Below are 25908 nucleotides of genomic sequence, written 5' to 3'. Positions count from 1 at the left end.
TAAATTTAACTTAAATAAAGATTTAATTAGAAAGAAATAGGATAAGCCATGATAATCGCATCTTCATTCCCCGTCTTTGTTGGGTAATAGTTTTTGCGTTTTGAAACGAAATTAAATCCAATAGATTCATAGAGATTGAACGCTTTTTCATTAGATTCTCGCACCTCTAACCACAAGGTAGTGATATTTTTTTTCTCAAGTGTTTCAATCAGTTCTAATAAAAGAGCTTTGCCGTAACCTTTCCCCTGATAATCAGGATGGATTGCGATATTAAAAAGTGTTGCCTCATCTAATATTAATTGCGTAATTGCGAAACCTACAATAATATTATCAATGCAAATTTTCAGATTAAAATAATGACTTCCTTGGTTACTATAAAATGTTTCTTCACTCCAAGGGAATGAATGACTTAATTTTTCAATTTGCCATGCTAAAGGTAAATCAGCAGGGTTTAAGAGTGAAATGGTCTTCATATTGATAGATTTGTTTCCAAAGATCGCGTTTTGCATCAGCATCAAAATATAACTGATGTAATGAAGGGCTTCTCAGAGAAGTATATTCAGAGGGAAGTATGAGATCAGTGCCTAATAACCAGCAGGGAAGATCAAATGATTCTGTGAGCATGCTCACATCATCTGTTGTAATACAATAGATTTCGTCTTTATCTATCCCCATGGCGCTAAAAATATCAGAGAAAAGCCCGTTATTTAGATCAACGGTATCATCAGTAATGATAAGTAAACGTGTTGTATCCGGAAATTGAACAGAATGCTCGCCTTTTAACACAGCAGGCTTACGAAGTACCCACTGACGAATTCCAAGTTGGGATAACATTCTGTCTTTACGGCTCATTATGCTTACCTATCAAGTGTAGAACAACGGTACATAGTATCAGAGGGCATAAACTACGCCAATAAATAGCGTCGGTTTCTTTATATCTGATATCATGCGTCTCATGTTTTTTAAGGAGTAATAATCATAATGTCCTCACTGTCCCCTGCTAGCGAAGTTATTCTTCGTCACCTAGATCATTTCGCAGACAGGCATGTACTTATTGCAGGTGATCTTCAAGATACTTTCGCGGCGCAAATTCAGGCGAAAAGTGTCAGAGCATATACCAACCAATATCACCAGTGGCTACCATTACTAAAATCAATGGGTGATAACGCACTCTTCGGTTTAGTTGCAGATCAGTCCTTTGTGAAATATTGCAATACCTTGATCTATTTTTGGCCTAAAAATAAAAACGAAGCCACTTTCCAACTGCGTAGCCTTTGCTCTAACTTACAAGTGGGTACTGAAATCTTTATCGTTGGTGAAAACCGTAGCGGTGTTAAAAGTGCCACTGAATTAATGAACGGTATCGCTAAACTAAAAAAAATAGATTCAGCACGCCGTTGCAGCTTATTTTTTGGTACTCAAACATATCAAACACTGTTTGACCGTAATAACTGGTGGCAAACTTATCGCCATGACGATCTTACTGTAATGGCATTACCGGGCGTCTTTAGCCAAAATGCATTAGATGAGGGTAGCCGCTTATTACTTTCAACTTTTGATGATGCAATGGTTGGCGACTTACTGGATATGGCATGTGGCTGTGGTGTCCTCGCCACTGTACTCGGTAAGAAAAACCCAATGTTAAAACTGACACTGTGTGATGTGAATGCCGCAGCAATTTCTTCTAGTATCGCCACCTTAAACGTGAATGAATTAGAAGGTCGAGTGATTGCAAGTAATGTCTATTCAGCAATTGAAGAAACTTATGATTGGATAATCTCCAACCCGCCTTTCCATGATGGTTTAGGCACAAGCTATGAAGCAGCTGAAGATATCATTCGTCTTGCACCAAATTATTTGAAAAGAGGCGGTAAATTACGAATTGTGGCGAATTCGTTTATCCCTTATCCAGATATATTGGATCATGTATTTGGCTCTCATGAAGTGCTTGCATCAACAGGTAAATTCAAAGTTTACCAAGCAACCAAAAAAGACTAATCACAAGCCCTGTTATCTAAAACAGGGCTTTATTTTTGGGGCTGATTTTAAGTGATAATTCAAGGTGTTTTATTTTTCATCACCAAGATAATTTATTGATAAAAAATAATTGACGCCAAAAATAAAAGGCATAAAATTCGCTTCCTGTCTGAATGCGAGAGTGGCGGAATTGGTAGACGCGCTAGCTTCAGGTGTTAGTGTCCTTACGGACGTGGGGGTTCAAGTCCCCCCTTTCGCACCAAACAGACAATGCCCAGAGTAAAATTAATTGAGTAAGACTGCGAGGATGGCGGAATTGGTAGACGCGCTAGCTTCAGGTGTTAGTGTTCTTACGGACGTGGGGGTTCAAGTCCCCCTCTTCGCACCACTCAATAACCTTTTTTCTCCTTGTGATAACCCCCATTCGATTACACACTGAATATCTCTTCTCTATCCATGATATGCGACTAAAAGTGTCATCAAACTGTAGGTTAATACAACACCTGCGGGGATCATTACCCACATCTGTAATTTTTTATGGAACAGCATCAAGGTGGATAACAACATTGAAACCACTAAAACCAGCGTAAAAGCAGATGTTCCCGCAATAGAATGCGTGATCACTGTTAGCAAGGAAGAAACAGCCAACATTTCCCATAAACTAATGCGAGATGTCCAAGATGTCACTGGAGATATACGTGTTGGTTTAGCCATAATAAGCCACCATTAATGATAATGATTTTCATTATTATATATAACACCTATACTAAATCAACTTATATAAAGAAAAAAACTTACTTTATATCCTTATTTTTTAAAGGGTTATGTCTATTCTTTAGCATCATAAACAAAAAAACGCCTTATCATTTTCATGATAAGACGTTTAATTTTATTATGTGTTGTACTGATCAATAAACGAAACTAAGCGTTATTTGACTTGATAAAATGAAAGACTAAATGAATATCTTCAGGCTCTCTTTCATAAAGTTCAGGATCAGGAGTATCAATTAAACGACACCCTAAATGCTGATAAAAATTCACGCTATTTTCAGAAGGTGTTGATGAGATATATAATCCACCAGCCCCTTTTTTCTTCGCATATTCCACACAATAATCAAATAATATTCGTGCTAAACCTTGCCCACGTTGCTGGTAGCTAACATGTAAAAAAGAGAGTTGAAGTAAAGTGCCATTTTGACCGCGTTTTTGTGGATCAACACTCGCAGCTGCAACCAATTGACCTTGTTTAAAAACGCCCCAGAAAGGCGCTCCTCGGTCAAAACTTTCGAGTAAAACCGGAGTGTAATGCTCTGCTTCACCTTCTGGCCAGCCTTTCATATCAAAGCGTTGTTCTGATAAATGCAACGTCCCTTCTTTTAATACATATAACTTTTCAATAAGCTCGGTTCTATCAATTCCCCACACTTGTGGAATTTCATTTCTTGTTAATTGACGAATATTGTTTTTCATTATTAAAGATTAACCTGTTCTGATGATGATTCACTTCGTTCTAATGCATGGTAAGCCACTGCACAGAATAAGGAATTCAACCGTTTCATATCACCGAGCAAACTGGTATGCAGAGAACTGGTTTCAATACTTTGCATATTATGCAAATGAAGACGTTCTACATGAGCAAACGAGTAACGCTGGTTGAGTAAACGGAAACGATGTTTTGCTCGACGTAATTTACGAGCATGTTCCATGTTGCCGGAAACAAATACCGACATCGCCAGATTCAGATTACTTTGCAGACGCTCAAGGAGTGTCTGTAATTCACGACGTCCTTCCTCCGATAAAAATAAGTGATGATTTAAACCTTTACTCACCACTTCAGCCGACATACGCGCAATGATAGCGGATGATTGTTGTAAATTCATCGCTGTATCAATAATTTCAGCCCAGCGTCGAGAATCTTCAGTTCCTAGATCATGCTGTTGAATTTGTGCCATATACAATTTAATGCTGCTGTGGAGTAATTCTACCTCTTCTTCTAACTGGCTAATGTCTCTTTTTTGCTGGCGATCGCCTTCCATTAATGCAGTAAAACGTTGCAGCATTTGTTCTATAACATCACCTAATCGTAATGATTCTCTAACCGCATTGGCAATTGCCAACGACGGTGTATCAATCGCGGATTGATCTAAATATCGTGGAGCCATTTCAGATTCAGTGACCGGTAATTCAGGAATAAGTCGCTGACATAATTTCGCCATTATGCCGACAAAAGGGATCATCAAAATACAGCGAACAAGATTATAAATAACATGAAAATAGATAACGACTTCAGCCGGTGAAAATCCATATTGCTGAATTTTATTTGCAATGATGGTAATCCAAGGTAAAACCAATAGCGCACCAATCAATTTAAAAAATAGACTTCCTAGTACTACTTGGCGTGAAACAACACTTTGACCTCGACTACTCATTAACGCCAGCAAACCACTACCAATATTAGAACCAATCACAATGCATAAGCTGATATATAAAGGCATTAGCCCAGTTGCACTCAGTGTCGCGGTTAATAATACGGCGGCAAGGCTCGAGTAACTTACCATCGCAAATAAAGCACCCACGAGAAGCGCTAAAACAGTATCGCCACTTAATGAAGTAAAGATAGCTTGTACCGCACTGGCATGGGTAATTGGCTCGGCAGAGGTGACTATCAGTTGTAAGGCTAAAATAATTAAACCAAGGCCAATTCCTACGCGCCCTAATTGCCCAACTCGCTCTTTTTTACGACTTAGAAAAGTGATCACCCCGACAAGAATAAGCAGTGGTGATAACCAAGAGAGATCAAAGGTCAGCACTCGCGCCATAAGTGCAGTACCCACATCTGCACCTAACATAATAACCAGTGCTGGTGTAATCGAAATCAGCCCTTGCGTCACAAAAGAGATAACCAAAAGTGCCGTCGCATTACTGCTTTGGACTAATGCCGTTACTCCCACCCCCGCAAGGAAAGCGTTGGATTTCTTATTAATACTTTTACCTAAAATTCGGCGTAAATCAGAACCAAAGACACGCATAATGCCTGTACGAACAATATGTGTTCCCCAGACAAGAAGCGCGACTGATGAGAGTAAATGAAGCAGTGTCAGCATAGAAAGAATAACCTTATTTTTATCGTTGTTTGTTTGACTCTGTTCTCCTTCAATCTCATAAAAAAGAGAAAGACCACGAGCAGATAATCTATCTGAGAAAAGATTTTTTACGGGTAATGCCTTAATAACGTGGAGCGTTATTAGACAAAAAGATATTGCAACTTAAGTGCAATAATCAATGGAGAAGTTGAGAATATTACATAGATTAATTTGTAAATTCTGTTAATTATAGCAGAGAATGTGTAACTTTCAAAATCAGCCTATAAATAACCTATTGATTTATTATCATTTTATTTTAAATAGGCTAAGTTTTTAATAAAAAAACGCGACCAGAGGGTATCTCTCTAAGTCGCGCAAAAATACAACAATTTAGTAAGGCAATTCGACTACAAGTTCAGACAGACTATAAATTCAACTTAAATTTATTTCAGACCCATCGCATCACGCATTGTGAAGAACAAGTCTGTTTGGTCAGTTAACCCAACCACATTGGCAGCGTGTGGGCCATAAGCAGCAACACGTAACTGAGCCCCTGTATGTTCTTGGGATTCTTCTTCCGAGTTACCGTAATTCACCACCATTACTGCACCATCTTTAGTGATAAGCGCTTGTGTTAAGCCACTTGATTTCACATCTGCTTCAATAATTTGGCTTGAATGAGCATGGTCAGCTGTCACGATAATCAGAGTGTCACCATTTTTCTTAGCGAAATCTAAACCGATTTGTACGGCTTCATCTAACGCAACAGTTTCACCGATTTGTCCGCAAGGATTAGCATTATGATCTTGCTTATCAATAGAGGCACTTTCGACTTGTAAAAAGAAACCTTTTTCATTGGTCTTCAGTAAGTCGATCGCTTTTTTGGTCATTTGTGCCAGTGTTGGCGCATTTGGATCAAGTTTAGAATTAGGTTTGCACTCTAAGGGTGGATTGTTCAAATTACCATGATATGTCGCTTTAGGACCTTCCCACGCCACAGCCATATTGCCCTCGTGGAACAAACCTAATACTGGTTTATCTTGGTTTGCCAACGTAATCGCATCCAGTGATTTTGCATCCTTCACGATTTGATAACCACGTTCAATTGCTTGCTGTTCTAATGTTTTACCTTTGTACTCACCCGCAGCCGCAGTCTGAGCAAAACTTTTCGCTCCGCCCCCTAATGTAACGTCTGCTCGAGTCACTAAAAGTTGCTCAGAGATAGAGCCTCTACCGCCATTTTCTAATGCGTTTGTTGAGCATTTTTCTAAAGTCTCAACAGGGCCATAGCATTTACGTCCTGTCACATGCGAAAACAGTGCCGCAGGTGTTGCATCTTGAATTTCCGATGTCGTCACATTCCCTGTTGCCTTTCCATTGGCTTTTGCTAATTCCAAAATAGTTTGGTGATCCTTACCAAACACATCAATTCCTAATGCACCATTATAAGTTTTCACACCCGAAGCCCATGCTGTCGCAGAAGCGGCGGAGTCTGTTACATAGTTAGGTTTTTGTGTTTTTCTATCTAAAGCATAGTGTGTGTATTGACCCGTCATCGGTAAGGCATCGATACCTTTAAAGAAACCACCTGCACCTTCCGCGTAGTTACGCGCAACAGTGATTTCAGAATCCCCCATACCATCACCAATAAAGAGGATCACATTTTTTGCTTGGTTATTATTTAAAGCTGCTTTTAATGCCTCAGTTTGATCTTGAGTCATACGGCGAGCACCGCCAAATTCCGTGATATTACCTTTTGCTGCGCGATCTTGTGCCAAAATGGCATCAGCAGCAACGGGAGCTGCAAAAGAAGAGAAACTCGCGCCAGCCAATAGCGTTGTTACAATAACGGATAAAATAGAACGTTGGTAACGATGAGACATAGCTTTTTCCTTGCACTCTAAAGTAAAAAAAACAGGATTAATGTTTTAAGTCAGGAAAAGCTTACGGCAGTTAAATGACAGAGAAATGAAGAGTAAAAGCGATTTCGATGACAACTTTATGACAAATTAATGACAAACAAAAAGCTTATACCGCGAATGCATGTATAAGCTTCTGTTGTATTAAAGCATATTGTTAAAGCGAGGTATCGAGTTGAGGCCTTAAACTAGTTATTCTCTTGGGTTAATGCTTTAGCCCCCAAATACAGGGTTTCACACCAAGAAATATAATCATGCCCACTGGCCATTTCGAGTGATTGAACCGGATAACCTTTTTGCTCTAAAGCCTGCTTAAGGTGACGATTATTATTTAAAATTCCGCCTTTATCTCCCCGACTTTCAAATAGCCCAGCCTCTAAGAAAAACTGCAATGGCTTTCTATCTGCTTGCTCAAATTGTCGAATAAGCCATTCAGGCTCTTCATTTTCAGGCGCCCACCAATAAGAGCCAGACATACTCAACACTTTACCAAAGCGATCAGGGCGATTAAATGCGACCCAAGAAGATGCTAATCCGCCATAACTTGAGCCAGATACAATCGTTTCTTCTCCAGATACGTGAATGCCTTTCTCTTTTTCTAGCCAAACAAATAGTTCATCTGCTAAGAAACGGTAAAAATCGGGGTTTGGTGGTAATTCAACACTACGGCGATCGCTATCAATACTATCAACAAATAAGATCATCATAGGTGCCAATTTGCCTTCCTCGATCTGTTTATCAAAAAACCGATCAATACCATATTGGCGACGATAAGTTTGACCATCAAATAAGACCAAGATCCGCGGTGTTTCTATTTTTTGGGCTGGCTGATAAAGTGCGATTTCACGATCATTATTTAAGATCTCACTGTGAAAACGAACAATCTCTGTTTTGCCTTTCATTGTTCTATCAAGAATATCAGGCAATTGGCATTCACGTTTACTGTCTAACGACAATAACGAAAAGTGATTATAGATATCCTCAGATTGACTTGGCGAATTTTGGGAATTAAACGGATCGGCCTGTGCTGTGGTTAAAATCGCGCGACGTTGCTCAAATGGCGCTGAATTTTCAATAACAGGTACATCTGGCGCTAACTTATATTGCATTAATGTATCGTTAGGCACGATATAACTACGATACCAAATATCACTATTGGCTAAATGCGTTAATGGATCATGATTACCATCAGGTGATCCCAATAAATAGACATTCTTTTTTGCGCCTCGCCATAAAAAAGTCACTCGCTTTTTATCATTATCATAAGGCTCAATCAGAGGAGCGCCTTCCTGACGTATTTGTTGCCAAAACGCCTGAATATTTTGTTGATTAAGCTGTTTTGCGAGTGTTTGTAAACGGGGGCTTGTTGGTGCAATACCTGCATCTTTATCTAACGGTTGATAAGGCTGTGTTGTTAACGTGAATTGCCACTGTTTTTGAGCTTCACCTTGTGCAACCAATTGATAATTTGCCGTTTCAGGTAATAAAAAGCGTACTTTTTGTTGCCCATCAGCGGGAATATCCTTTAATAAACTACGAATATGAGTGCCGTCTTGTTTCTCTAACCGTAGGTTTTGTATCCCTTTTGCGTTTAATTCAACATAACGTTGGCTTTCGAAATGAGCGGTAAAACACAACGTATTATTATTATCAAACTGACCTGTCATTTCTTTATTTTCAGTTACTGCTAAGCAACTAGCAAAACTGGGAAAAGAGGCCATCAATGCGCATATCATCAGAGGAATTCTCACTTTATTTCTCATTATTAACTATTGTGAGAATCAATAGTAATGATAATTGTTATCAATTCAATAAAAATTAAGCGTGTACAAATTTATAATAAATTTAGTACCTCAGTAAAAAATAATAAAAACCTCCTCAATCATTTTTGTTATTGAGGAGGCTTCCTTTCTAAGCTAATTAACGTTAAAACGCTCCCATTAACGCTCTTCTAGTGGATAACTACGGAAGCTCCATAATCCTAGCGCTTTTAAGCCATCACGATAGATACCTTGTATATCTGACTTGCTTGCCTTTTGTAATTCAGCTAATGGCTTATCCGGTGCAACAACCGTTAGATAAGTAATGTCACTTGGACCACTTTGCCAGCTTGCAAGCGTGAAAATCGCATCGGCACGACGAACATGACTACCAGAGCTAATAATAACGGCTGTTTTAATACGATGTTTGGTTAAGGCATAGCGACTAAATAACGCATTCTCTACGGTTGTACGCGCGTAGTTCTCTTGGAAAATACGCTCTGGTGCGATACCATTTTTCACCAACCAATCCGCCATTAATTTACCTTCTGTTTGATGAGCTTTAGGCACACCACCCGTAACGACAATCATGGCTTCAGGCAATTGCTTAGCCACTTCTAAGGTTTTATTTAGACGCTCAATTAAGATTTTGTTCATTGTACCATCGGGATTTAATGCATAACCCAATGTCACAATCGCGTTGTTATCTTTGGTTTTATTTAATTTCGCTAAATCTGTTTGTGTTAATTTATCACTTAATGGCATTGTGCTTACGCGATCAATTTGTGCAAAGAAGCGGCTGATCTCTTCAGCTTTAGCTGGATTTAATGATTTCAATTTAGCGAAATACGCTTCGCTCTCTTTGTCTTTACCTTCAAAACGAGTCCATGAAGTGACGTAAATTAACGCATCAATATCATCAGGAGCCGCTTCTAGGATCTGTTTATAAATCGTAATCGCACGAGGAACATCATTGTTATAGATATAAGCGCTAGCAGTACTAAATAATAAATCGAGGCGATAAGGTTCTAATTTATAAGCTTGTTGCAGTTTTTGCGCCACAATTTCCATATTTGATGGCAGTTTTCCCGTAAAACCAGCATCAGAGACACGCGCTGGTGACTTAAAGGCATCTAATGCATCTTGGATCAAACTATCAACCGTTTGGCGCTGAGAGACATACTGCTGATAGCTATTATCTGGTTGATGGACTTTTTGATAAGCCAATGCATTGGATGAGACGGTAAAACCTAAAGCGGCAATCGCTAACGAAATGACTGTTTTCTTAATATGAAGTGAAACACGGGAAGGTTGCGCCATTATCTTGTCCTTTTACGAAAAATAGTCTGCTTCTTCACTTGAGCGAATGAAGATAGAGAGTGTGACTCCTCACACCTAATGGCAAAAGAAATACACACCGATAAATCCATACCTGTTATCTATAATAGAGATCCCCGAATTAATTTTCAGTAACCTTTTTCACCTTATTGAAAAAAATAGCATTATTACGTAGATAGCTTATTTGACAGATTTTTTTATGTATTTTTATCTTTTGGTGAGTGATTTTGTTCTGATAGTGCATCAGTGATAAAGAATAATAAATAAAAGGAATTTACTCTGAGAGGAAAGTGTTGAGTTTTGAGAACCGTGATTATTTTTATTCTAAAATGTAAAAACGCCCCTTAAGGCGTTTTATATTAACGTATTCACTCAATATGCTTTGATTGCATCATCAATAATTCTCTGACTAATTCAACGCAACTTAAGAAGCGTTCGTCATAATCAGGTGAGTTAACTTTAATATACTCAATATTGTTTTTATCGAGCATTTCCATTAGTAAGGTTTGGAAACGGCGACGATCTTTATCACTACCTAAACTACGCAAACCATCCGCTACCCATGGTGTATTATTTTCTAAAACAATTACTAAATCAAAACGGTATTCATCAATCAGAGCTTGAACAAAGGGATGTTCTTTACCTTCATAACGTAAACAAAATGCCTGTGTTGTGACAAAATCCGTATCAATAAAAGCAACTTTATTTGCATATTTAACAGCAAAATCAATATATTGAGCATGTCCTAAAGCAATTTTATCGTAGTCGGAATATTGTAATGCCATTTCATCACCACCAAGGTGAGAAAAGACATAATCACGACCATATTCCCATGCACTCGTCGTATTGAAAATATTGGCAAGCTTATTCACTAACGTTGATTTACCACTAGATTCTCCACCCAAAATCGCCACTGTGCGCACAAAGAAGGGTTTAACTTCTGTTGGAATATATTCCCAATATTTAAAAGGTGCTTGGCGAATTTGACTGCCACTGATATTCATAAATGAGCGTTCAGGATCAATCAATACCGTTTCAATACCCAAGAAAGCATTATATTGATCCGCATCTTCCCGTTCACTGGTATAGATAAAATCAGGGGTTATTTGCTTTTCACGTAAAAATGTTTTGATCCCCTCACTCCACATTTCCCAACCGTGAGGCTGTGGCTCTATACCGTGTTCATCAAACTCATGAATACGGATATTTTTTTGATATTTAAAGGTTTGTAATAACCAGCGCAATCTATCACTGACTGTCGGTTGTTGTGACATCGCACTGTTGATAAATAGGTTTTTATCACGAGGCTCGTCATGACATAAAATGACGTGCAATTCATCAACTTGACTACAAGCGCGTTGAATTAAATAAATATGTCCTGTGTGAAGGGGATAAAATTTGCCAAAAATCACACCGATAGTTTTCTTTTTCACTGGGTATTCTAACCCTAAAAATTGGTGTAATGCCGACATCTTTTGAGCACTGGGACTCTTGATTTTATTATTAATCAATTGGCTAAGATAGCCTTTCGTCATATCACTTTCATCAGCAACTTGTTGTAAAGTATATCCATTTTTTCTGATAGCCTGTTTGATATAATCAAAAGAACCCATACTTTTCTCCTTTAGAAATCTTCCAAATCATCAAGGACAGATAACGCATCTGACAGCTTCTTCACACCATACACTTTCATATCAGGGGGATTCTTTTTCGGCATATTTGCACTTGGTACAATTGCCCGTTTAAATCCATGTTTTGCTGCTTCTGCAATACGCTCTTGTCCACTCGGTACAGGTCGAATTTCTCCCGCAAGTCCCACTTCACCAAATATCACTAAATCACGCGGTAAAGGGCGATTACGAAAACTTGATACTAATGATAATAACAAGGCTAAATCTGCACTGGTTTCTGTAACTTTGACCCCACCAACCACATTCACAAAAACGTCTTGATCAGACATTTGTAACCCGCCATGGCGATGTAAAACAGCAAGTAAAATAGCAAGGCGATTTTGCTCTAATCCCACCGCAACACGGCGTGGATTAGACAACATTGAGTGGTCAACTAATGCTTGAATTTCCACCAGCAAAGGTCTTGTACCTTCCCACACCACCATCACAGAACTGCCCGATGTAACTTCATCACCTCGACTTAAAAAGATAGCTGAGGGATTGCTCACTTCTCGTAATCCTTGTTCTGTCATGGCAAAAACGCCTAATTCATTAACGGCACCAAAACGGTTTTTATGACTACGTAAAGTACGAAAACGAGAGTCTGTTTCACCATCCAACATCACTGAGCAGTCAATACAGTGTTCCAACACTTTAGGCCCTGCCAATGTGCCATCTTTTGTCACATGACCTACCATAATAATGGCAACATCATTAGTTTTAGCAAAACGAGTCAGATAAGCAGCTGTTTCACGAACTTGAGCAACACTGCCTGGTGAAGATTGAATATCCGCCATATGCATCACTTGAATAGAGTCAATCACCATTAATTTAGGTTGTTCTTGTGAGGCAATTAAACAAATCTGTTCAATACTGGTTTCTGACAACATATTCAGTTCTGCTGTCGGTAAACCTAATCGATGAGCGCGCATAGCGACTTGTTGTAGCGACTCTTCACCCGTGACATACAGTGTTTTCATTTCAGTCGCTAAACGGCACATGGTTTGTAGCAATAAAGTACTCTTACCTGCGCCGGGGCTTCCCCCGATTAAAATGGCACTTCCGGGAACAACACCACCACCTAATACACGATCAAACTCTTTAAATCCTGTGGAAAATCGGGGTAATGCTTCAAGGCTAATTTCCGATAGTTTTTGAACACGGCTAACACCTTTTGCATCACCCGCAAATCCACTAAAACGCTCATTGCGGGAAGAAGGAGCTGCAGCAAGGCGCACTTCTGTAATTGTATTCCACGCATGACAAGCAGAACATTGTCCCTGCCAGCGAGGGTAATCTGCACCACATTCGTTACATACAAAGGCTCTTTTTGCTGCTTTTGCCACACTTCTCTCCCAACAATAATTATTTTAGAAAAACGCCTTTAGCGCTCTTCGTGTTTTAAGCCACCACTTAAAATGCACAATACACCCATTAGATCAGCGTGGCGGATCGCCACTTTCGCCTGAGCATACACTTTAGGTTTAGCATGATAAGCAATGCCAAGCCCTGCTTTTCTCAACATTTTAAGATCGTTTGCACCATCCCCAATGGCAATTGTTTGCTCTATTGGGATCTCTAAATCCTTAGCTAAACGAGCAAGCACTTGTGCTTTATATTTCGCATCAACAATAGGGCCTTTAACTTTACCTGTCAGTTTGCCATCTTTAATTTCAAGATGATTAGCAACAGCAGCCACTAAACGTAATTTTTGTTTTAAGTTATCAGCGAAATAAGTAAAACCACCGGATGCGATAGCAATATGCCAATCCATTGCTTGAAGTTTGCGCACTAAGCTCGTTAACCCCGGCATAAGAGGCAAATCATCCATCACTTTTTGTAAAATAGAAGCGTCCGCACCTTTAAGTTCAGCAACACGGAGTTTTAAGCTTTCACTAAAATCCATTTCACCTTGCATTGCTCGCTCTGTTATCGCAGCAACTTTATCACCTACTCCAGCAAGTTTGGCGATTTCATCAATACATTCAATTTGAATAGCCGTTGAATCCATATCCATCACTAAAAGCCCAGGAGAACGTAAACGAGGAATTTCACCTAGTGGAACGACATCTAGGCCACATTCATCGGATAAACGACGGATACGGCGAGTTAGGCTACCTGCAATACGCACAACTTGGTAATCATCAATGCGCCATGAAGAAACCACTACGATTGCCACACCTAATTTATGTTGGAACTCGCTTATTCTTTTCTTATCAAGTTCACGTCCATAAAGTAACCACCCACTATCGCCAGCGCGGTAATCTAGTGGCATTACCTCTTCACCGCTGAGTGATAACGGCAGACCTGGCCATTTACGGATTTCATCCGGTAAATAGCAATAGGTCAGACTATTTGACATACTTATTCTCCTGTTTTCCCCTGTCTGAACAAAATAATCGTTATTCAGCCTATTCTATCTCTGGCTCATCTGGCAACATGCACATACTTGCTTACGCAAAAGGATGAACATGCTTAAAGACAAACTAAAATTCAAACTACAAAAAACGGCGATTATACTGATTTGTATCGCACTATTGGCATTTCTTATGCAAGGCGCGTCTTATTTTAGCCGTGCAAATCAGCACGCCCGTATTACTCAGTTTGAAGAGCTTGCAAAAACGCTGGCAGAACAAGTTGCGTTCTCTTTATCCACTTATATAGATGACAGTAGCAAAGATAACGTAAATCCCCTCATTATGGCTAATTTAAATCATCTGACTCATGATAGTCGGGTGCTTGATGCCAGTCTCTATTTAGAAGATGGTACACAAATAGCGCATAGTGGTGAAAATGTCACTGTTAAAGAGCGATTAGCTTTAGAAGGGCAAAAGAGTGGCGGTTCTTTTAATCACCAACTTGTTGTACCTGTACCAGGCAAAGATAAACCCAAAGGCTTTTTAAGACTCACTCTGGATACTCACCAGCTTGTCACTGAATCAAGCCAAGTCGATAACACGACAAATTTACTACGTGTCATGTTATTAGTTGCGCTTGCAATTGGCTTTTTGCTTTCTCATAACCTTCTTCAGTTAACCCCTGTTCATTGGCAACAATCACCTTATTTATTAACTGCCAACTTACCGCCTCGTACTGAAAAAGAGGAAGTAGAAGAAAACGAGAGTGATGAAGAGAAAGATAACGACACCGAGAATAAAACAGATAAGCCATAGATTTTTATTACATTAAGAAGTCACTAAGTGGGTTGAGTTATTCATTAGCTGAGCTCACTTTTTTTATTTCTAGCTAACCATAACTTTATTTAGATATATCTAATTTATACGTATTTTCGTGCTATTTCCTTAATCTTTAAAGGGGTTTTGTTTAAAGTCACGGTAAATTCTAATCAAGTCATTAACCTAAAAAGATAGGTTTTAAATCTTTTTCTGGCTCTTTGAGTACTGAGGTGGTTATGACTGAACAATCTGTTATCCAACGTTGTCAACAAATCGTAGAAAACCCAACCCTTTCCCCTGAACAAAAACGTCATTTTCTCGCTTTAGAAGCTGAAAATATGTTGCCTTATCCCTCACTTCCTGAGGATGCGGCTAAAGCGCTTAATGAACGGGTTATCTGTGATATGTATGAAGGTCACGCCCCTTATAAACCGCGTTATGTCTTACCCGATTATGCGAAGTTTTTAGCACAAGGCTCTCGCTATTTAGAACTGGAACCTGCGCAAGATTTTGATGATGCCTTAAACATGCTGACTATTCTTTATCATCATGTTCCTTCTGTAACTTCTATGCCTGTTTATTTAGGGCGTATTGATAAAATCTTACTGCCTTATGTTGGTGAACTAACCGAAGAACAGCTTTACCCTAAATTAAAACGCTTCTGGCGCTATCTTGATAGAACGCTACCCGATGCCTTTATGCACGCCAATATTGGTCCAGAAGACTCTGTTCTTACACGTCTAATTCTTAAGGTGGATGTTGAGCTTCAGCAAGTCGCACCTAATCTCACATTTATTTATGATGCAAAATCAACGCCTGCTGATTTACTTCACCAAGCTATCACCAATATTTGCCACAGCAGTAAACCTCACATTGCTAATGGTACGTTGCAAGATGCGGTATTTGGCAAAGATGAATACGGAATTGTCAGTTGCTATAACTCTCTGCCTCAAAGTGGTGGTGGTAGCACCTTAGTGCGTATAAACCTCAAAGAGGTTGCACAGCGTAGTCAAAATAGCCTCGATTTTCTTAATAATGTATTGCCTTTTTACATGCAAAAGCAGATTGAGATCATTGATGCTCGTTGCGAGTTTCTCTATGAAAAATCTAACTTCTTTAAACAGAGTTTCTTAGTTGAAGAAGGTTTGATCTCACCTGATCGTTTTGCCCCTATGTTTGGGATCTATGGAATGGCAGAAGCAGTAGCGCTTTTACTTGAAAAAGAAGGTAAAAATGTCGCTTATGGTGACAATGAATCTGCCAACCAACTTAGCTATATGATCAGTGAAAAATTGGCACAGTTTGTCACTGAAACACCTGTAAAATATGGTTGGAACCACCGAGCAATGCTACATGCTCAATCAGGTATTAGTTCTGATATTGGTACAACTCCTGCGACTCGAATTTCTTATGGTAAAGAGCCAGATCCTGTTACCCACTTAATGACCGTTGCTCCTCACCATCAATTTTATACTTCAGGGATCAGCGATATTTTAACAGTTGATGAAACCATCAAACAGAACCCTGATGCCTTAATGCAACTCTGTTTAGGGGCATTTTCTTCCGGATTAAGAGAATTTACCGCCAATGTGGGTGGAAATGATTTAGTGCGTGTTACAGGTTATATGGTGCGCTTATCTGATCTGAAAAAATATAAAGAAGAAGGCTCCCGTCTTAATACCACTTGGTTAGGTGATGAAGCCACGGCAAATTGTCATATTGCTGAACGTAAACCACGAGTTATCAGTCATGAACAGCAGATGCGCTTCGATAAATAAGATACTCCCCTTCTCTTGTGTTGATGGCCCAGGCAATCGTCTGGCCATCTTCCTACAAGGGTGCAATCTGCGGTGCAAAAATTGTCACAATCCCTATACCATGGGGATCTGTGACAATTGTGGTGACTGCATTCCGACTTGCCCACAGCAAGCACTTTCATTGCAGAATGGGGTAATGCGTTGGAATAGCACCAGTTGTGAACAATGTGACACATGCATTCAGCAATGCCCACGTCAATCAAGCCCAATGACCTTAACCTATACCGTTGATGAATTAATGGCTATTACACGTAAATATGCAGCATTTATTAACGGCGTAACAGTAAGTGGTGGAGAATCTACATTACAACTTCCTTTTTTAATTGATTATTTTAAGGCAATCAAAGAAGCGCCTGATCTCAAACATTTGACGTGTTTAATTGATAGTAACGGCACGCTTTCCCTTAATGGTTGGCAAAAAATTTCACCTTTTATGGATGGGGCGATGATTGATTTAAAAAGTTGGAATGAAGACACCCATATTTATTTAACTGGAAGAGGTAATCAGCGGATTAAAGAATCAATCAAATGGTTAGCTAATAATAATTTACTTACAGAATTACGCCTTTTATATATTCCAGAGAAAACTGATTATTTAGAGAATATTGAATTACTTTCTCAGTTTATTAATTCACTTGGTGAATCTGTGTTGATCCGTATTAATGCATTTCATCAACATGGTGTTTATGGAGAAGCTGTAAATTGGCAATCTGCCAATAAAGATGACATTAATCGACTGAAAATAGAACTTAATAAAAGAAATATCACATTTATAAAAACACCTAACATATATTCATAATAAAAATATATTAAATAAAATAAAACAAATTAAAAACTAATAATATCTAAAATAATTAAAATAAAATTTTTTAAATAAAACACTCTAATATTGACAGGTTTATACGTTCAAATTAATCTTCAAAAACCTGCAAAATAGACGGAGTCATTTCTTATGCTTATAAATAAAAATAAATTAAAAATTTCAATTATTATATCGCTAATAATTACCCCTTCATTAAGTTACTCTAAATATATCACTTCCGAATTAATAGAAACATCTCCTATTGATTTTAAATTTTATGAAGTAAATAAAAATAACTTAACTCTACCAAATAATTTTTATCATCACGGAAAGCTATCATCTAAAACAACGCCAACAATATTATCATCAAAATATTCAAACATTATTATTCTATCTAACAATAATAAAAACAGTATAAGTTATGATGCTGGGGTTAGTTTCCAAGGTTTAGAAATTGAACATTATAGTAATATAAATTTTCTTTCGTTATCAGAAGATGGGCGTTACATTACAGCTCATGGAAATCATCTTGAAAATAAAGAAAAAAATGTATTAAAACGATTTTTTATCTATAATACTTATCTAAAAACGGTTCATCAATTTAATTCAAAAGAAGATACTTATTATGATAAGGAAGATTATTTTCTTACAACAAAAGATGGTAGGTTTAGCCTTTATGCTGATTATTCAACAGAGTATGAAACCATAAAAGAAGCTAACAATGGTTATCTTCCTTATAATAAAATGTCCTACTTTATCTATGATAATAAAACTAAAAAAACAATATCACTAAAAGATATTGAAAATACGGACATAAACAATCATTTAGAAAAAAACAGATTTAAATCTTTCCTAAATTTAGATTTTATTAATAACATTATAGATAGAAAACCTATCTTGACAGGTATTTCTTTTGATGGAAAATATTTATATGGCACGTTGAACAGAACATCATCTATTTCAGAAAGTAAACCTGCTTTTATTTATGACTCAATTAACAACACCATTAATTTCATTTCAAAGTCAGAATATGGTGATGCAAAAATAAATGCAATGTCAAAAAACAATATTGCAGTAGGCTGGTTAGAAGATAGAGTAAAGTATAAAAATGAGCGAAATCAAAGACTACTTAGACAAGCATTTATTTACGATACAAAAGAGAACAAAACCATTATTCCTAGCAGAATAAACCCAGATAATAATGATTATTATAATTCAGAAGCTACTGGAATTTCAGACAATGGTAATACTATCGTAGGCTGGGTAGAGCAAGGATATAAACGAAATATCAATAGAAGCTTTGACTATAATAAAGATTTAGAATCGAGATATCCTAGAAGTGCCTTTATCTACTTTAGAGATAATGATACTTCATTATTACTACCAAACTTAAACTATTCCAATGAGTTAGAATCTGAAGCACACTCTATCTCAAGTGACGGAAAGGTTGCTTTTGGTGTCGCTAATAATAAAGATAATATCTGGAAATTTGTTAGTTGGAAAATAGAAGAAGCCAATAAAATAGATAAAGATTATCAAGCATTAATTGCTAATAATAACATTTCATCTATGAAGAATATAGTTGATAATCTTTCCTTAGATATTAATAAAGAAAGAGAAAAAATTAGACTCGCGCTTTTAGAAAAACAAAAAGAGACTGAAAAAAGAAGAAATGAAGCAAATTTAAATAAATTAAGTTTAGAAAAAAAATTAGATGATCCTGATTTATTCAATAAATACATTGGCGAATATACAAAATATCAAGATAACGAGAATTTAGCACAACATGAACTCGATAATATACAAAATACTTTAAATAATTTTGAATCATTAGCATTAACACCTGAATTAAAAGCCAGCGAATATCAATTCAACGTATACAAAGAAGCGCTTGATATACAACAAGGCATGGTAATAAATAAAAATAAAGAGGATCAAGATAAAACAACAACAGAGAAAGAGCACTTAGCCGAGATTGCCAAACAAAAAGAGCAAGCTGAAAAAGAGCACTTAGCCCAGATTGCCAAACAAAAAGAGCAAGCTGAGAAAGAACACTTAGCCCAGATTGCCAAACAAAAAGAGCAAGCTGAAAAAGAGTATTTAGCCGAGATTGCCAAACAAAAAGAGCAAGCTGAGAAAGAGCACTTAGCCGAGATTGCCAAACAAAAAGAGCAAGCTGAGAAAGAACACTTAGCCCAGATTGCCAAACAAAAAGAGCAAGCTGAGAAAGAGCATTTGGCGAAAGAAATACTACCCGTTGAAGACGAATTAGCACTGCGCGCTAAAGAGAAAGCAGATACCAAACCATCCGTTGTTATTAGCAAACCTATTGATATTGAAAACACCCATAAATCCATGCAATTAATGGCTGAAAATAGCTATAAATTAATGGATATGCAACAAGGACAATTACGTTATCTGGCTTCTGCAACCTGTTCTGTGGGTACTGAAAAAGCCTGTATTAGCGGCTTTGCACACTATCAAAATGTAAATAAAGCCGATGCAACACAAACTGGGTTAAGTGGTGCTTATCGTTTTGATATTAACCATATTCCATTAATTGTAGGGCTTGCCATTGATACAGATGTCTATTCTTCATTACCTAAAGGCTATCAATATCAAGGTTATGCATTACCTTTAATTGGTTTTAGTTTAGATTTAATGCCATCACTCAATGCAGAATTAAATAGCAATGCATTACATCTGTCATTAAAAGGGGCGTACTTAAGTCGTAAAGTATCTATCGAAAGACAAGCATTAGAAGATACCGAAGCAGGTAAAGGCAATGCCAGACTCTCTGGATACTATATTGATTTACAAGGTTATTATCCTTATTCATTATCAGATAATTTACTGCTTACGCCATTTGTAGGACTTACTTTCAACCAGATATCTCGCTCAGCCTATAGCGAAACACAGAATGCCCAATTTCTAGTACATTACGATGCACTGAAAACACATTCGCTATTAGCCAAAATGGGATTAGGGATGGAATATTTACTAGGTTCTTCATTCATATTTAATACTAAGGCGGGTTTACTGTGGAGCTTATCGCATCATCAAGATGATTTCCGTAGCCATATTGATTATATCGGTCAGCAGAAAATCAATTATGCCGACAATAAAAAACAACTTAAGCAACGCCCATTTGCTAATGTAGGGTTAACTTATCAGTTTGATAACCAATCTTCCGTCAATACATCCGTAAATTGGGAAATGACAACCTATCGTAATCACGATATGCAAATAGGTGTAAGTTACACTTATCGCTTCTAATTCCTTATTGTTACATTTAGCAGTTATATTTGGCTTCCTATATCAAAATATAGGAAGCTTTTTTATTAAAGAGGATAGTTATCCGTTCTTATTATAGAAATACTCTTCTTTATCGACCCACCACACTTTGGTCGAAACCTTCTCAAGTAGTGCTTTATTGTGGCTAAAAATAATCAAACTTAAAGGACGCTTCTGACTTTCATCGATCAATACTTGCCAAATATCGGCTTGAATTTGTGCATCTAACTGCGCCGTTACTTCATCAGCAATTAATATTTGAGTACGAGGATCTAATGCTCGTAATAACGCAATACGTGCAAGCTCTCCGCCAGATAATTCATTAGGTCTACGCGTTAACCACTCTTGCTTGATCCTTAGTTTTTCAAACCAACTTTCATCTGGTGACCAAGCATCACGAACACTATCTCCCGTTGTTCGAAAGGGATTAAAACATTTATCAGGGTGTTGAGGAACTAACTGAATAGGGCAATACCCCTTGTTAGATAATGGTTTACCATTAACAAGAATTGAACCTTGAGTAGGCGTTTGCCACTGAGCTAAAACACGACCTAATGTCGTTTTTCCTGTGCCACTTGGCGCTGAAATACCGAGTCGCTCTCCCGCATCTAACGAAAAGGAGAGATCTTGCCATAACACTTTACCTGCTTGCTCCACAGATAATTGTTTTAACTCTAAAAGTGGCATAAAGATAACTCCAGAAATAACAAATTAAATGTATAAAAATAAAACTTAAGAACTCAATATTATAATGGGTTAAGTGATGCTTCTTTTGTATTTATAAATTGTTGTTCAGGTAATGCATTCCAAAGTGTTTTCAACCACTCACTACCTTCATGACGATTAAGCACATTAGCTGGAATAATCTCGTTAACTTCACCCTGATTAAGCACCGCGATCGTATCCGCAAATCGTGCAGCTAAAGCTAAATCATGCGTCACCCAAAGCACTGATTTACCTTGATTGCATAACTCTCTTAAATGTCCTAATAACAAACATGCATGTTCATCATCAAGCCACGAGGTGATTTCATCAGCCAAAATATATTGTGCATTAGAGAGCGTCGCATTACAGGCTAATACACGTTTTGCCATCCCACCAGATAGTTTTGCTGGATATGTTTTTACCAATGAGCCTGAAAGATGATAAAGCCCTAACTGTTGCACGATATCATCAGACGTAACATCAGCGCCACTTAAACGCGCAGAGCGGCTTAATTGGTCACCGATACAGATCAACGGATTCAGGGCACTGACACCTTGAGGAATATAACAAAAGGTATTCCCACGATAAGCGATAAGTTCCCGTTCACTTAGCGTATGCCCATTCAATTTAATCGCACCACGGACTCGCATATTGGCAGGCAAAAGTCCTAATGCACTTTGTAATAACAGGCTTTTACCTTCACCACTGCCACCGACTAATGCCAGCATCTTTCCGGGTTTAATATCCAATGAGATTGATTTTAGCAACGGTTGCCAATTTCGTTTTCCTAGCCAACGAAATTGTGCGATATCAATGGAAAGCTGTTCAAAACTTAACATCCTGCCCCTCTTAACCATAACTGTTGCATTGCTTTAGCAAATTGATCGAAGATCAATACCAAGCACATCAAAATCAATCCCGGAAACACCACCATCCACCATGAGCCCGTACTTAAATAACGCAGTGCATCAGCCAGTAACAAACCGAGTGAAGGTTCATGAGCTGCCTGACCAAAACCGAGGAAACTTAAGGCTGCGCTATGCAATACGGCATGAGGAAACATTAACAATGTTCCCACGATCCACTGAGGTAATAGCATAGGGATATAGTGTTTTTTCACGCACTCAAAAGGAGTATTACCAATACGGCGTGATAACATCACATAATCAGCTTCTCTAATACGCTGAATTTCGCCTCTTAAAATTAAAGCTAATTTAGGCCAATGAGTTAATGCCACTGCCCAAATAACCCCTTGTTGCCCACCACCTAATGTAAAACAAATTAAAATCAACAATAATAAATGAGGTAATGCTAAAAGCGCGTCAACAACGCCTCTTACAAAAAAATCACAATAACGGTTAATTGAGGAGATACCAGCAAAAATTAAGGCGATTGCACCACTAACAACTGCACTCGTCACACCGATATTTAAACTGCTCAACATACCTTGGAAACAACGTAGCCATAAAGAACGACCTAAGTTATCAGTCCCAAACCAATACTGATCTGACGGAGCTTGATTCCTAGCCAGAAAATCCATTGCGATATCCGTATGAGAAACAGAAAAGCCATACGCCACTAACCCAATTAACGCGAGGGCTACTAATAAAAGTCGCAACAAAGGCCTATTTGGATCGTAAATCATGAGTCTCGCAAAATTCCTTTATTAATACGTCGCAATAGCAAGTTAGAAATACTATTGCCAAAGAAAATCAAAATAGTACTAAAAACAACAATACCCATTAACAGAGGAATATCTCCTCGTAATCCAGCATCAACCGTTGCTTGCCCTAATCCTGGATAAGCAAACACTTTCTCTGCTAAGAGAGAGCCTCCAAGCAATTCGCCGATTGATGCAAACTGTAAGCAAAGTGCAGGTGTAATGGCATGACGTAGAACATGAAATAGCATCATAGCCCACCCTTTATCACCTTGAGCCTTAGCAAAATGGATAAATTCACTGCCCATTACTTCGGCGACTTTTGCGCGAGTATGCAAAGCGATATTCCCAGTGCCTAATAATCCAAGCGCAATCATAGGTAAGATCAGATGAGAAAAACGCTGACTTAATGTTGCCGTTTCGGCACTACTTCCCATCGGCCACGCACAACAAATTGGTGCCCAATGTAAGGTGACAGAAAATAGAGATAGCAGCAGTAATCCAACCCAAAATGTCGGTAATGCGGCTAATAGATAAGATAAAGTAGAGATAATTCTATCTGGCCAACGATTAAGATATCGACCTGCGACTAATCCCATCACAACGCCAATAACACCTGAAAATACCCACGCTGAGAAAAGCAAGATAAACGAAGGCCCGGCACGCTCACGAATAACATCAATAACAGGCATGTTATACAACATGGAATAGCCAAAATCCCCTTGAATAATTTGGCTAAACCAAAGCCAAAATCGCATCCATAAAGGTTGGTCAATTCCCCAACGCGCCGCAATTAAAGGATATTGTTCCGGAGGAACATTCAGTAGATCACTACCGATATAGGCCTTAATGGGATCGATCGGTGAAAAACTTAATAAAATAAAAACACCTGCTGTTGTCACCAACAGCAGGCAGAGTAATCGCAGGAAAAAACCCGCACTTTGACGTATTACTGACAAGTCCACTTCCAAGTATCTACGCTATTTAATAATGACCATGAACCATGGATTTCAGGTGTTCCTGTACCCAGATCAACACAAGGGTTAGTTAGGTAAGTATGTTGCACATTCATCAACCAAGCCCAAGCAGCATCACCTTTTACACCAACGCCATTTTTACCATCCCACTCAACGGCTTTCCAATGAGGAACAGCTTCTTGCCACGTATGGGCATCAAGTGCGGCTTGTAGGTGTTTTTCGACTTCAGGATTTTTATAATAACCCGGATTATAATAACCAACACCAGCGGCATTAGCACTGTAATGATGATAAAGCTCCATAGGATCAAGGCTACCCCAACCAAATAAAGTTGGATTTGAGTGCATATAGCGTTCTACTGTATCCCAACTTCCTGATTTAAGATCCATTTGAATCCCAAGAGGTTGCACTAGCGCACGAATTGACTCGGCTAAATCGCGACGAGTTGCATCACCACTGGTATACCATAAGGTCAGTTTGGCTTCTAAACCGTCCTTTTCACGAATACCGTTTTTATTCAGTTTCCAACCTGCATCTTCAAGAATTTGCTTCGCTTTTTCAACATCACCATCTTTGAAAGCCGCGTCAGTTTGATCCCAAGGTAAACCTTTTACGCCGGTATATGCAGGAACGGCATAACCATCAAGCACTTGCTCTGATAACAATTTACGGTCAAGAGCATAGTTAATCGCTTTACGAATTGCGATATCTGCGGTGATGTCGTTACCAATGTCATAACCTAGGGCGTTCTTCTCACCTGATTTTACCATTGGGAAAACAATACCGCGGTTTTCAACACTTGGTCTTTCCCACAATTTGGTATTTGGTAAATTCTTAGCGATTGCAGCCGTTGCTGGTGGAATACGCACAATGCCTAATTGCCCACTTTGAGCAGCAGCAAAGGCGGCATCTTCATCAAGGAAAACAAAGATGAGTTTTTCAAAATCGTTTTTCTGTCCTGCATAATAAGGGTTAGCTTCAACAATTAATTGCTGACCGGGTTGGAAGCTGACCATGCGATAAGGACCAGCACCAATTGGCTTTTGTGCATAGGTTTTTTCATCATACTTATCAGCAGAAACAATGCCTAAAGAGCCCAGTACGTTAACAAAAGTACTTTGTGGCGCTTTTAATGTAATAGTGACATGTAAGTCATCATCTGCTTTTGCAGAAAGGAAGTTACCCATATCAACTTTACCGCCACTTGCAGCGGCATTGTTATAGGTAAAAACGATATCTTTTGCTGTAAGCGGCAGACCGTCAGAGAATTTTAAATCTGGCTTTAACGTTAATTTCCATGTTTTACCATCTTCACTTGGCTGATAGTCACTTAACATATTGCTATACCAAGAGAGATCCGCATTTTGCTTTAACAATGGGCTATGAAGAAGTAAATAACTGCCATGACTCCAACCCAGCATTGGGTCGAAACCCTCTGTTGGCTCTTCACCAATCGCTAATTTCAACGTTTGAGCAGATGTTGCAAAAGGGACGCTTAACGCGGCTAAGCAAGTTAACGTTACTAATGATTGACGCCAACCAAACCGAATAGACATAAAACATTCTCCGATTTTTTAGATACGACTTATCATCAGTCTCTATCTAAATAAGATGAAGAGGCTGAAACAAGATAAATAACAATGATAATTATGATGTTCTGCAACTTGGTACAGATAAAGGCTAAACCAGTGGCATCATAATAAGTTTTTTTATTCAACTACTCGAATAAT

General features: G+C 38.3%; 21 protein-coding genes and 2 tRNA genes. 7 read left to right on the top strand and 16 right to left on the bottom strand.

Annotated elements, in window-relative coordinates:
• Nucleotides 1-26: 26 nt before the first annotated feature.
• Nucleotides 27-473, bottom strand: a complete 447-nt coding sequence (gene rimI, locus ABN236_RS07645; RefSeq protein WP_023582914.1) for a ribosomal protein S18-alanine N-acetyltransferase — start codon at nucleotides 471-473, stop codon at nucleotides 27-29.
• Nucleotides 442-852, bottom strand: a complete 411-nt coding sequence (locus ABN236_RS07640) for a DNA polymerase III subunit psi (RefSeq protein ID WP_023582915.1) — start codon at nucleotides 850-852, stop codon at nucleotides 442-444. The genes rimI and ABN236_RS07640 overlap by 32 nt, the downstream gene beginning before the upstream one ends.
• 129 nt (nucleotides 853-981) lie before the next feature.
• Between ABN236_RS07640 and rsmC the strand changes: the two genes are divergently transcribed.
• The 3 genes from rsmC (at nucleotide 982) to ABN236_RS07625 (ending at nucleotide 2365) form a co-directional block, all read left to right on the top strand.
• Complete coding sequence (rsmC, locus tag ABN236_RS07635) at nucleotides 982-1998, top strand: 16S rRNA (guanine(1207)-N(2))-methyltransferase RsmC (protein ID WP_088494568.1); 1017 nt, start codon at nucleotides 982-984, stop codon at nucleotides 1996-1998.
• A 154-nt stretch (nucleotides 1999-2152) separates the two neighbouring features.
• Nucleotides 2153-2239 (top strand) — tRNA-Leu (locus tag ABN236_RS07630).
• 39 nt (nucleotides 2240-2278) lie between these two features.
• Nucleotides 2279-2365, top strand: a tRNA-Leu gene (locus ABN236_RS07625).
• Nucleotides 2366-2427: 62 nt separating this feature from the next.
• Here ABN236_RS07625 and ABN236_RS07620 read toward each other — a convergent pair.
• The 9 genes from ABN236_RS07620 to serB form a co-directional block, all read right to left on the bottom strand.
• A complete protein-coding gene (locus tag ABN236_RS07620) occupies nucleotides 2428-2691 on the bottom strand; it encodes a DUF1435 family protein (RefSeq protein WP_088494567.1) in 264 nt (87 codons plus the stop codon).
• 207 nt (nucleotides 2692-2898) lie between these two features.
• Nucleotides 2899-3447: a GNAT family N-acetyltransferase gene (locus ABN236_RS07615; protein WP_349473704.1), complete on the bottom strand. Its 549-nt coding sequence runs from the start codon at nucleotides 3445-3447 to the stop codon at nucleotides 2899-2901.
• A 2-nt stretch (nucleotides 3448-3449) separates the two neighbouring features.
• Nucleotides 3450-5081, bottom strand: coding sequence for a Na/Pi cotransporter family protein (locus ABN236_RS07610; protein ID WP_088494565.1), 1632 nt, complete (start codon nucleotides 5079-5081; stop codon nucleotides 3450-3452).
• A 422-nt stretch (nucleotides 5082-5503) separates the two neighbouring features.
• Nucleotides 5504-6943, bottom strand: a complete 1440-nt coding sequence (phoA, locus tag ABN236_RS07605) for an alkaline phosphatase (RefSeq protein ID WP_349473703.1) — start codon at nucleotides 6941-6943, stop codon at nucleotides 5504-5506.
• A gap of 224 nt (nucleotides 6944-7167) precedes the next feature.
• On the bottom strand, nucleotides 7168-8700 hold the full coding sequence (locus tag ABN236_RS07600; RefSeq protein ID WP_349473702.1) for an alpha/beta hydrolase-fold protein: 1533 nt from the start codon (nucleotides 8698-8700) through the stop codon (nucleotides 7168-7170).
• A 219-nt stretch (nucleotides 8701-8919) separates the two neighbouring features.
• Entirely contained in the window at nucleotides 8920-10059 is a 1140-nt protein-coding gene (locus ABN236_RS07595; RefSeq protein ID WP_194951244.1) for an ElyC/SanA/YdcF family protein, read from the bottom strand.
• Nucleotides 10060-10445: 386 nt separating this feature from the next.
• Nucleotides 10446-11690, bottom strand: coding sequence for a multifunctional transcriptional regulator/nicotinamide-nucleotide adenylyltransferase/ribosylnicotinamide kinase NadR (nadR, locus tag ABN236_RS07590; RefSeq protein ID WP_311755277.1), 1245 nt, complete (start codon nucleotides 11688-11690; stop codon nucleotides 10446-10448).
• Nucleotides 11691-11701: 11 nt separating this feature from the next.
• Entirely contained in the window at nucleotides 11702-13093 is a 1392-nt protein-coding gene (radA, locus tag ABN236_RS07585) for a DNA repair protein RadA (RefSeq protein WP_311755276.1), read from the bottom strand.
• A 38-nt stretch (nucleotides 13094-13131) separates the two neighbouring features.
• A complete protein-coding gene (gene serB, locus ABN236_RS07580) occupies nucleotides 13132-14109 on the bottom strand; it encodes a phosphoserine phosphatase (RefSeq protein WP_075672712.1) in 978 nt (325 codons plus the stop codon).
• Between the two features lie 109 nt (nucleotides 14110-14218).
• Here serB and ABN236_RS07575 point away from each other — a divergent pair, with 109 nt between their 5' ends.
• The 4 genes from ABN236_RS07575 (at nucleotide 14219) to ABN236_RS07560 (ending at nucleotide 20818) form a co-directional block, all read left to right on the top strand.
• The gene (locus tag ABN236_RS07575; protein WP_349473701.1) at nucleotides 14219-14920 is read left to right on the top strand and encodes a YtjB family periplasmic protein; all 702 of its coding nucleotides are present in this window, start codon (nucleotides 14219-14221) and stop codon (nucleotides 14918-14920) included.
• 239 nt (nucleotides 14921-15159) lie between these two features.
• Nucleotides 15160-16701: a YjjI family glycine radical enzyme gene (locus tag ABN236_RS07570; RefSeq protein WP_349473700.1), complete on the top strand. Its 1542-nt coding sequence runs from the start codon at nucleotides 15160-15162 to the stop codon at nucleotides 16699-16701.
• Complete coding sequence (locus tag ABN236_RS07565) at nucleotides 16673-17539, top strand: YjjW family glycine radical enzyme activase (RefSeq protein ID WP_349473699.1); 867 nt, start codon at nucleotides 16673-16675, stop codon at nucleotides 17537-17539. Before ABN236_RS07570 ends, ABN236_RS07565 begins: the two co-directional genes overlap by 29 nt.
• 153 nt (nucleotides 17540-17692) lie before the next feature.
• Nucleotides 17693-20818 (top strand): autotransporter domain-containing protein, encoded by a 3126-nt coding sequence (locus tag ABN236_RS07560; RefSeq protein WP_349473698.1) that lies wholly within the window; start codon nucleotides 17693-17695, stop codon nucleotides 20816-20818.
• A gap of 78 nt (nucleotides 20819-20896) precedes the next feature.
• Here ABN236_RS07560 and ABN236_RS07555 read toward each other — a convergent pair whose 3' ends face one another.
• The 5 genes from ABN236_RS07555 to ABN236_RS07535 are packed head-to-tail and all read right to left on the bottom strand — an operon-like array spanning nucleotide 20897 to nucleotide 25734.
• On the bottom strand, nucleotides 20897-21523 hold the full coding sequence (locus ABN236_RS07555; RefSeq protein ID WP_194951250.1) for an ATP-binding cassette domain-containing protein: 627 nt from the start codon (nucleotides 21521-21523) through the stop codon (nucleotides 20897-20899).
• Nucleotides 21524-21582: 59 nt separating this feature from the next.
• Entirely contained in the window at nucleotides 21583-22380 is a 798-nt protein-coding gene (yntD, locus tag ABN236_RS07550) for a nickel ABC transporter ATP-binding protein YntD (protein ID WP_088494553.1), read from the bottom strand.
• Nucleotides 22374-23186, bottom strand: a complete 813-nt coding sequence (gene yntC / locus ABN236_RS07545; RefSeq protein ID WP_088494552.1) for a nickel ABC transporter permease YntC — start codon at nucleotides 23184-23186, stop codon at nucleotides 22374-22376. The genes yntD and yntC overlap by 7 nt, the downstream gene beginning before the upstream one ends.
• Nucleotides 23183-24166, bottom strand: a complete 984-nt coding sequence (gene yntB / locus ABN236_RS07540; RefSeq protein WP_088494551.1) for a nickel ABC transporter permease YntB — start codon at nucleotides 24164-24166, stop codon at nucleotides 23183-23185. The genes yntC and yntB overlap by 4 nt, the downstream gene beginning before the upstream one ends.
• Nucleotides 24151-25734, bottom strand: coding sequence for an ABC transporter substrate-binding protein (locus tag ABN236_RS07535; RefSeq protein ID WP_088494550.1), 1584 nt, complete (start codon nucleotides 25732-25734; stop codon nucleotides 24151-24153). Before ABN236_RS07535 ends, yntB begins: the two co-directional genes overlap by 16 nt.
• Between the last annotated feature and the right edge of the window lie 174 nt (nucleotides 25735-25908).

This window comes from Proteus sp. fly-1013 (assembly GCF_040140245.1).
GTDB lineage: Bacteria > Pseudomonadota > Gammaproteobacteria > Enterobacterales > Enterobacteriaceae > Proteus > Proteus mirabilis_B.
This window is presented reverse-complemented; position numbering and strand designations above follow the sequence as displayed.

Coding starts and splice junctions, on each gene's coding strand:
- rimI (WP_023582914.1), bottom strand. CDS start 473: ATGAAGACCATTTCACTCTTAAACCCTGCTGATTTACCTTTAGCATGG.
- ABN236_RS07640 (WP_023582915.1), bottom strand. CDS start 852: ATGAGCCGTAAAGACAGAATGTTATCCCAACTTGGAATTCGTCAGTGG.
- rsmC (WP_088494568.1), top strand. CDS start 982: ATGTCCTCACTGTCCCCTGCTAGCGAAGTTATTCTTCGTCACCTAGAT.
- ABN236_RS07620 (WP_088494567.1), bottom strand. CDS start 2,691: ATGGCTAAACCAACACGTATATCTCCAGTGACATCTTGGACATCTCGC.
- ABN236_RS07615 (WP_349473704.1), bottom strand. CDS start 3,447: ATGAAAAACAATATTCGTCAATTAACAAGAAATGAAATTCCACAAGTG.
- ABN236_RS07610 (WP_088494565.1), bottom strand. CDS start 5,081: ATGCTGACACTGCTTCATTTACTCTCATCAGTCGCGCTTCTTGTCTGG.
- phoA (WP_349473703.1), bottom strand. CDS start 6,943: ATGTCTCATCGTTACCAACGTTCTATTTTATCCGTTATTGTAACAACG.
- ABN236_RS07600 (WP_349473702.1), bottom strand. CDS start 8,700: ATGGCCTCTTTTCCCAGTTTTGCTAGTTGCTTAGCAGTAACTGAAAAT.
- ABN236_RS07595 (WP_194951244.1), bottom strand. CDS start 10,059: ATGGCGCAACCTTCCCGTGTTTCACTTCATATTAAGAAAACAGTCATT.
- nadR (WP_311755277.1), bottom strand. CDS start 11,690: ATGGGTTCTTTTGATTATATCAAACAGGCTATCAGAAAAAATGGATAT.
- serB (WP_075672712.1), bottom strand. CDS start 14,109: ATGTCAAATAGTCTGACCTATTGCTATTTACCGGATGAAATCCGTAAA.
- ABN236_RS07575 (WP_349473701.1), top strand. CDS start 14,219: ATGCTTAAAGACAAACTAAAATTCAAACTACAAAAAACGGCGATTATA.
- ABN236_RS07570 (WP_349473700.1), top strand. CDS start 15,160: ATGACTGAACAATCTGTTATCCAACGTTGTCAACAAATCGTAGAAAAC.
- ABN236_RS07565 (WP_349473699.1), top strand. CDS start 16,673: ATGAACAGCAGATGCGCTTCGATAAATAAGATACTCCCCTTCTCTTGT.
- ABN236_RS07560 (WP_349473698.1), top strand. CDS start 17,693: ATGCTTATAAATAAAAATAAATTAAAAATTTCAATTATTATATCGCTA.
- ABN236_RS07555 (WP_194951250.1), bottom strand. CDS start 21,523: ATGCCACTTTTAGAGTTAAAACAATTATCTGTGGAGCAAGCAGGTAAA.
- yntD (WP_088494553.1), bottom strand. CDS start 22,380: ATGTTAAGTTTTGAACAGCTTTCCATTGATATCGCACAATTTCGTTGG.
- yntC (WP_088494552.1), bottom strand. CDS start 23,186: ATGATTTACGATCCAAATAGGCCTTTGTTGCGACTTTTATTAGTAGCC.
- ABN236_RS07535 (WP_088494550.1), bottom strand. CDS start 25,734: ATGTCTATTCGGTTTGGTTGGCGTCAATCATTAGTAACGTTAACTTGC.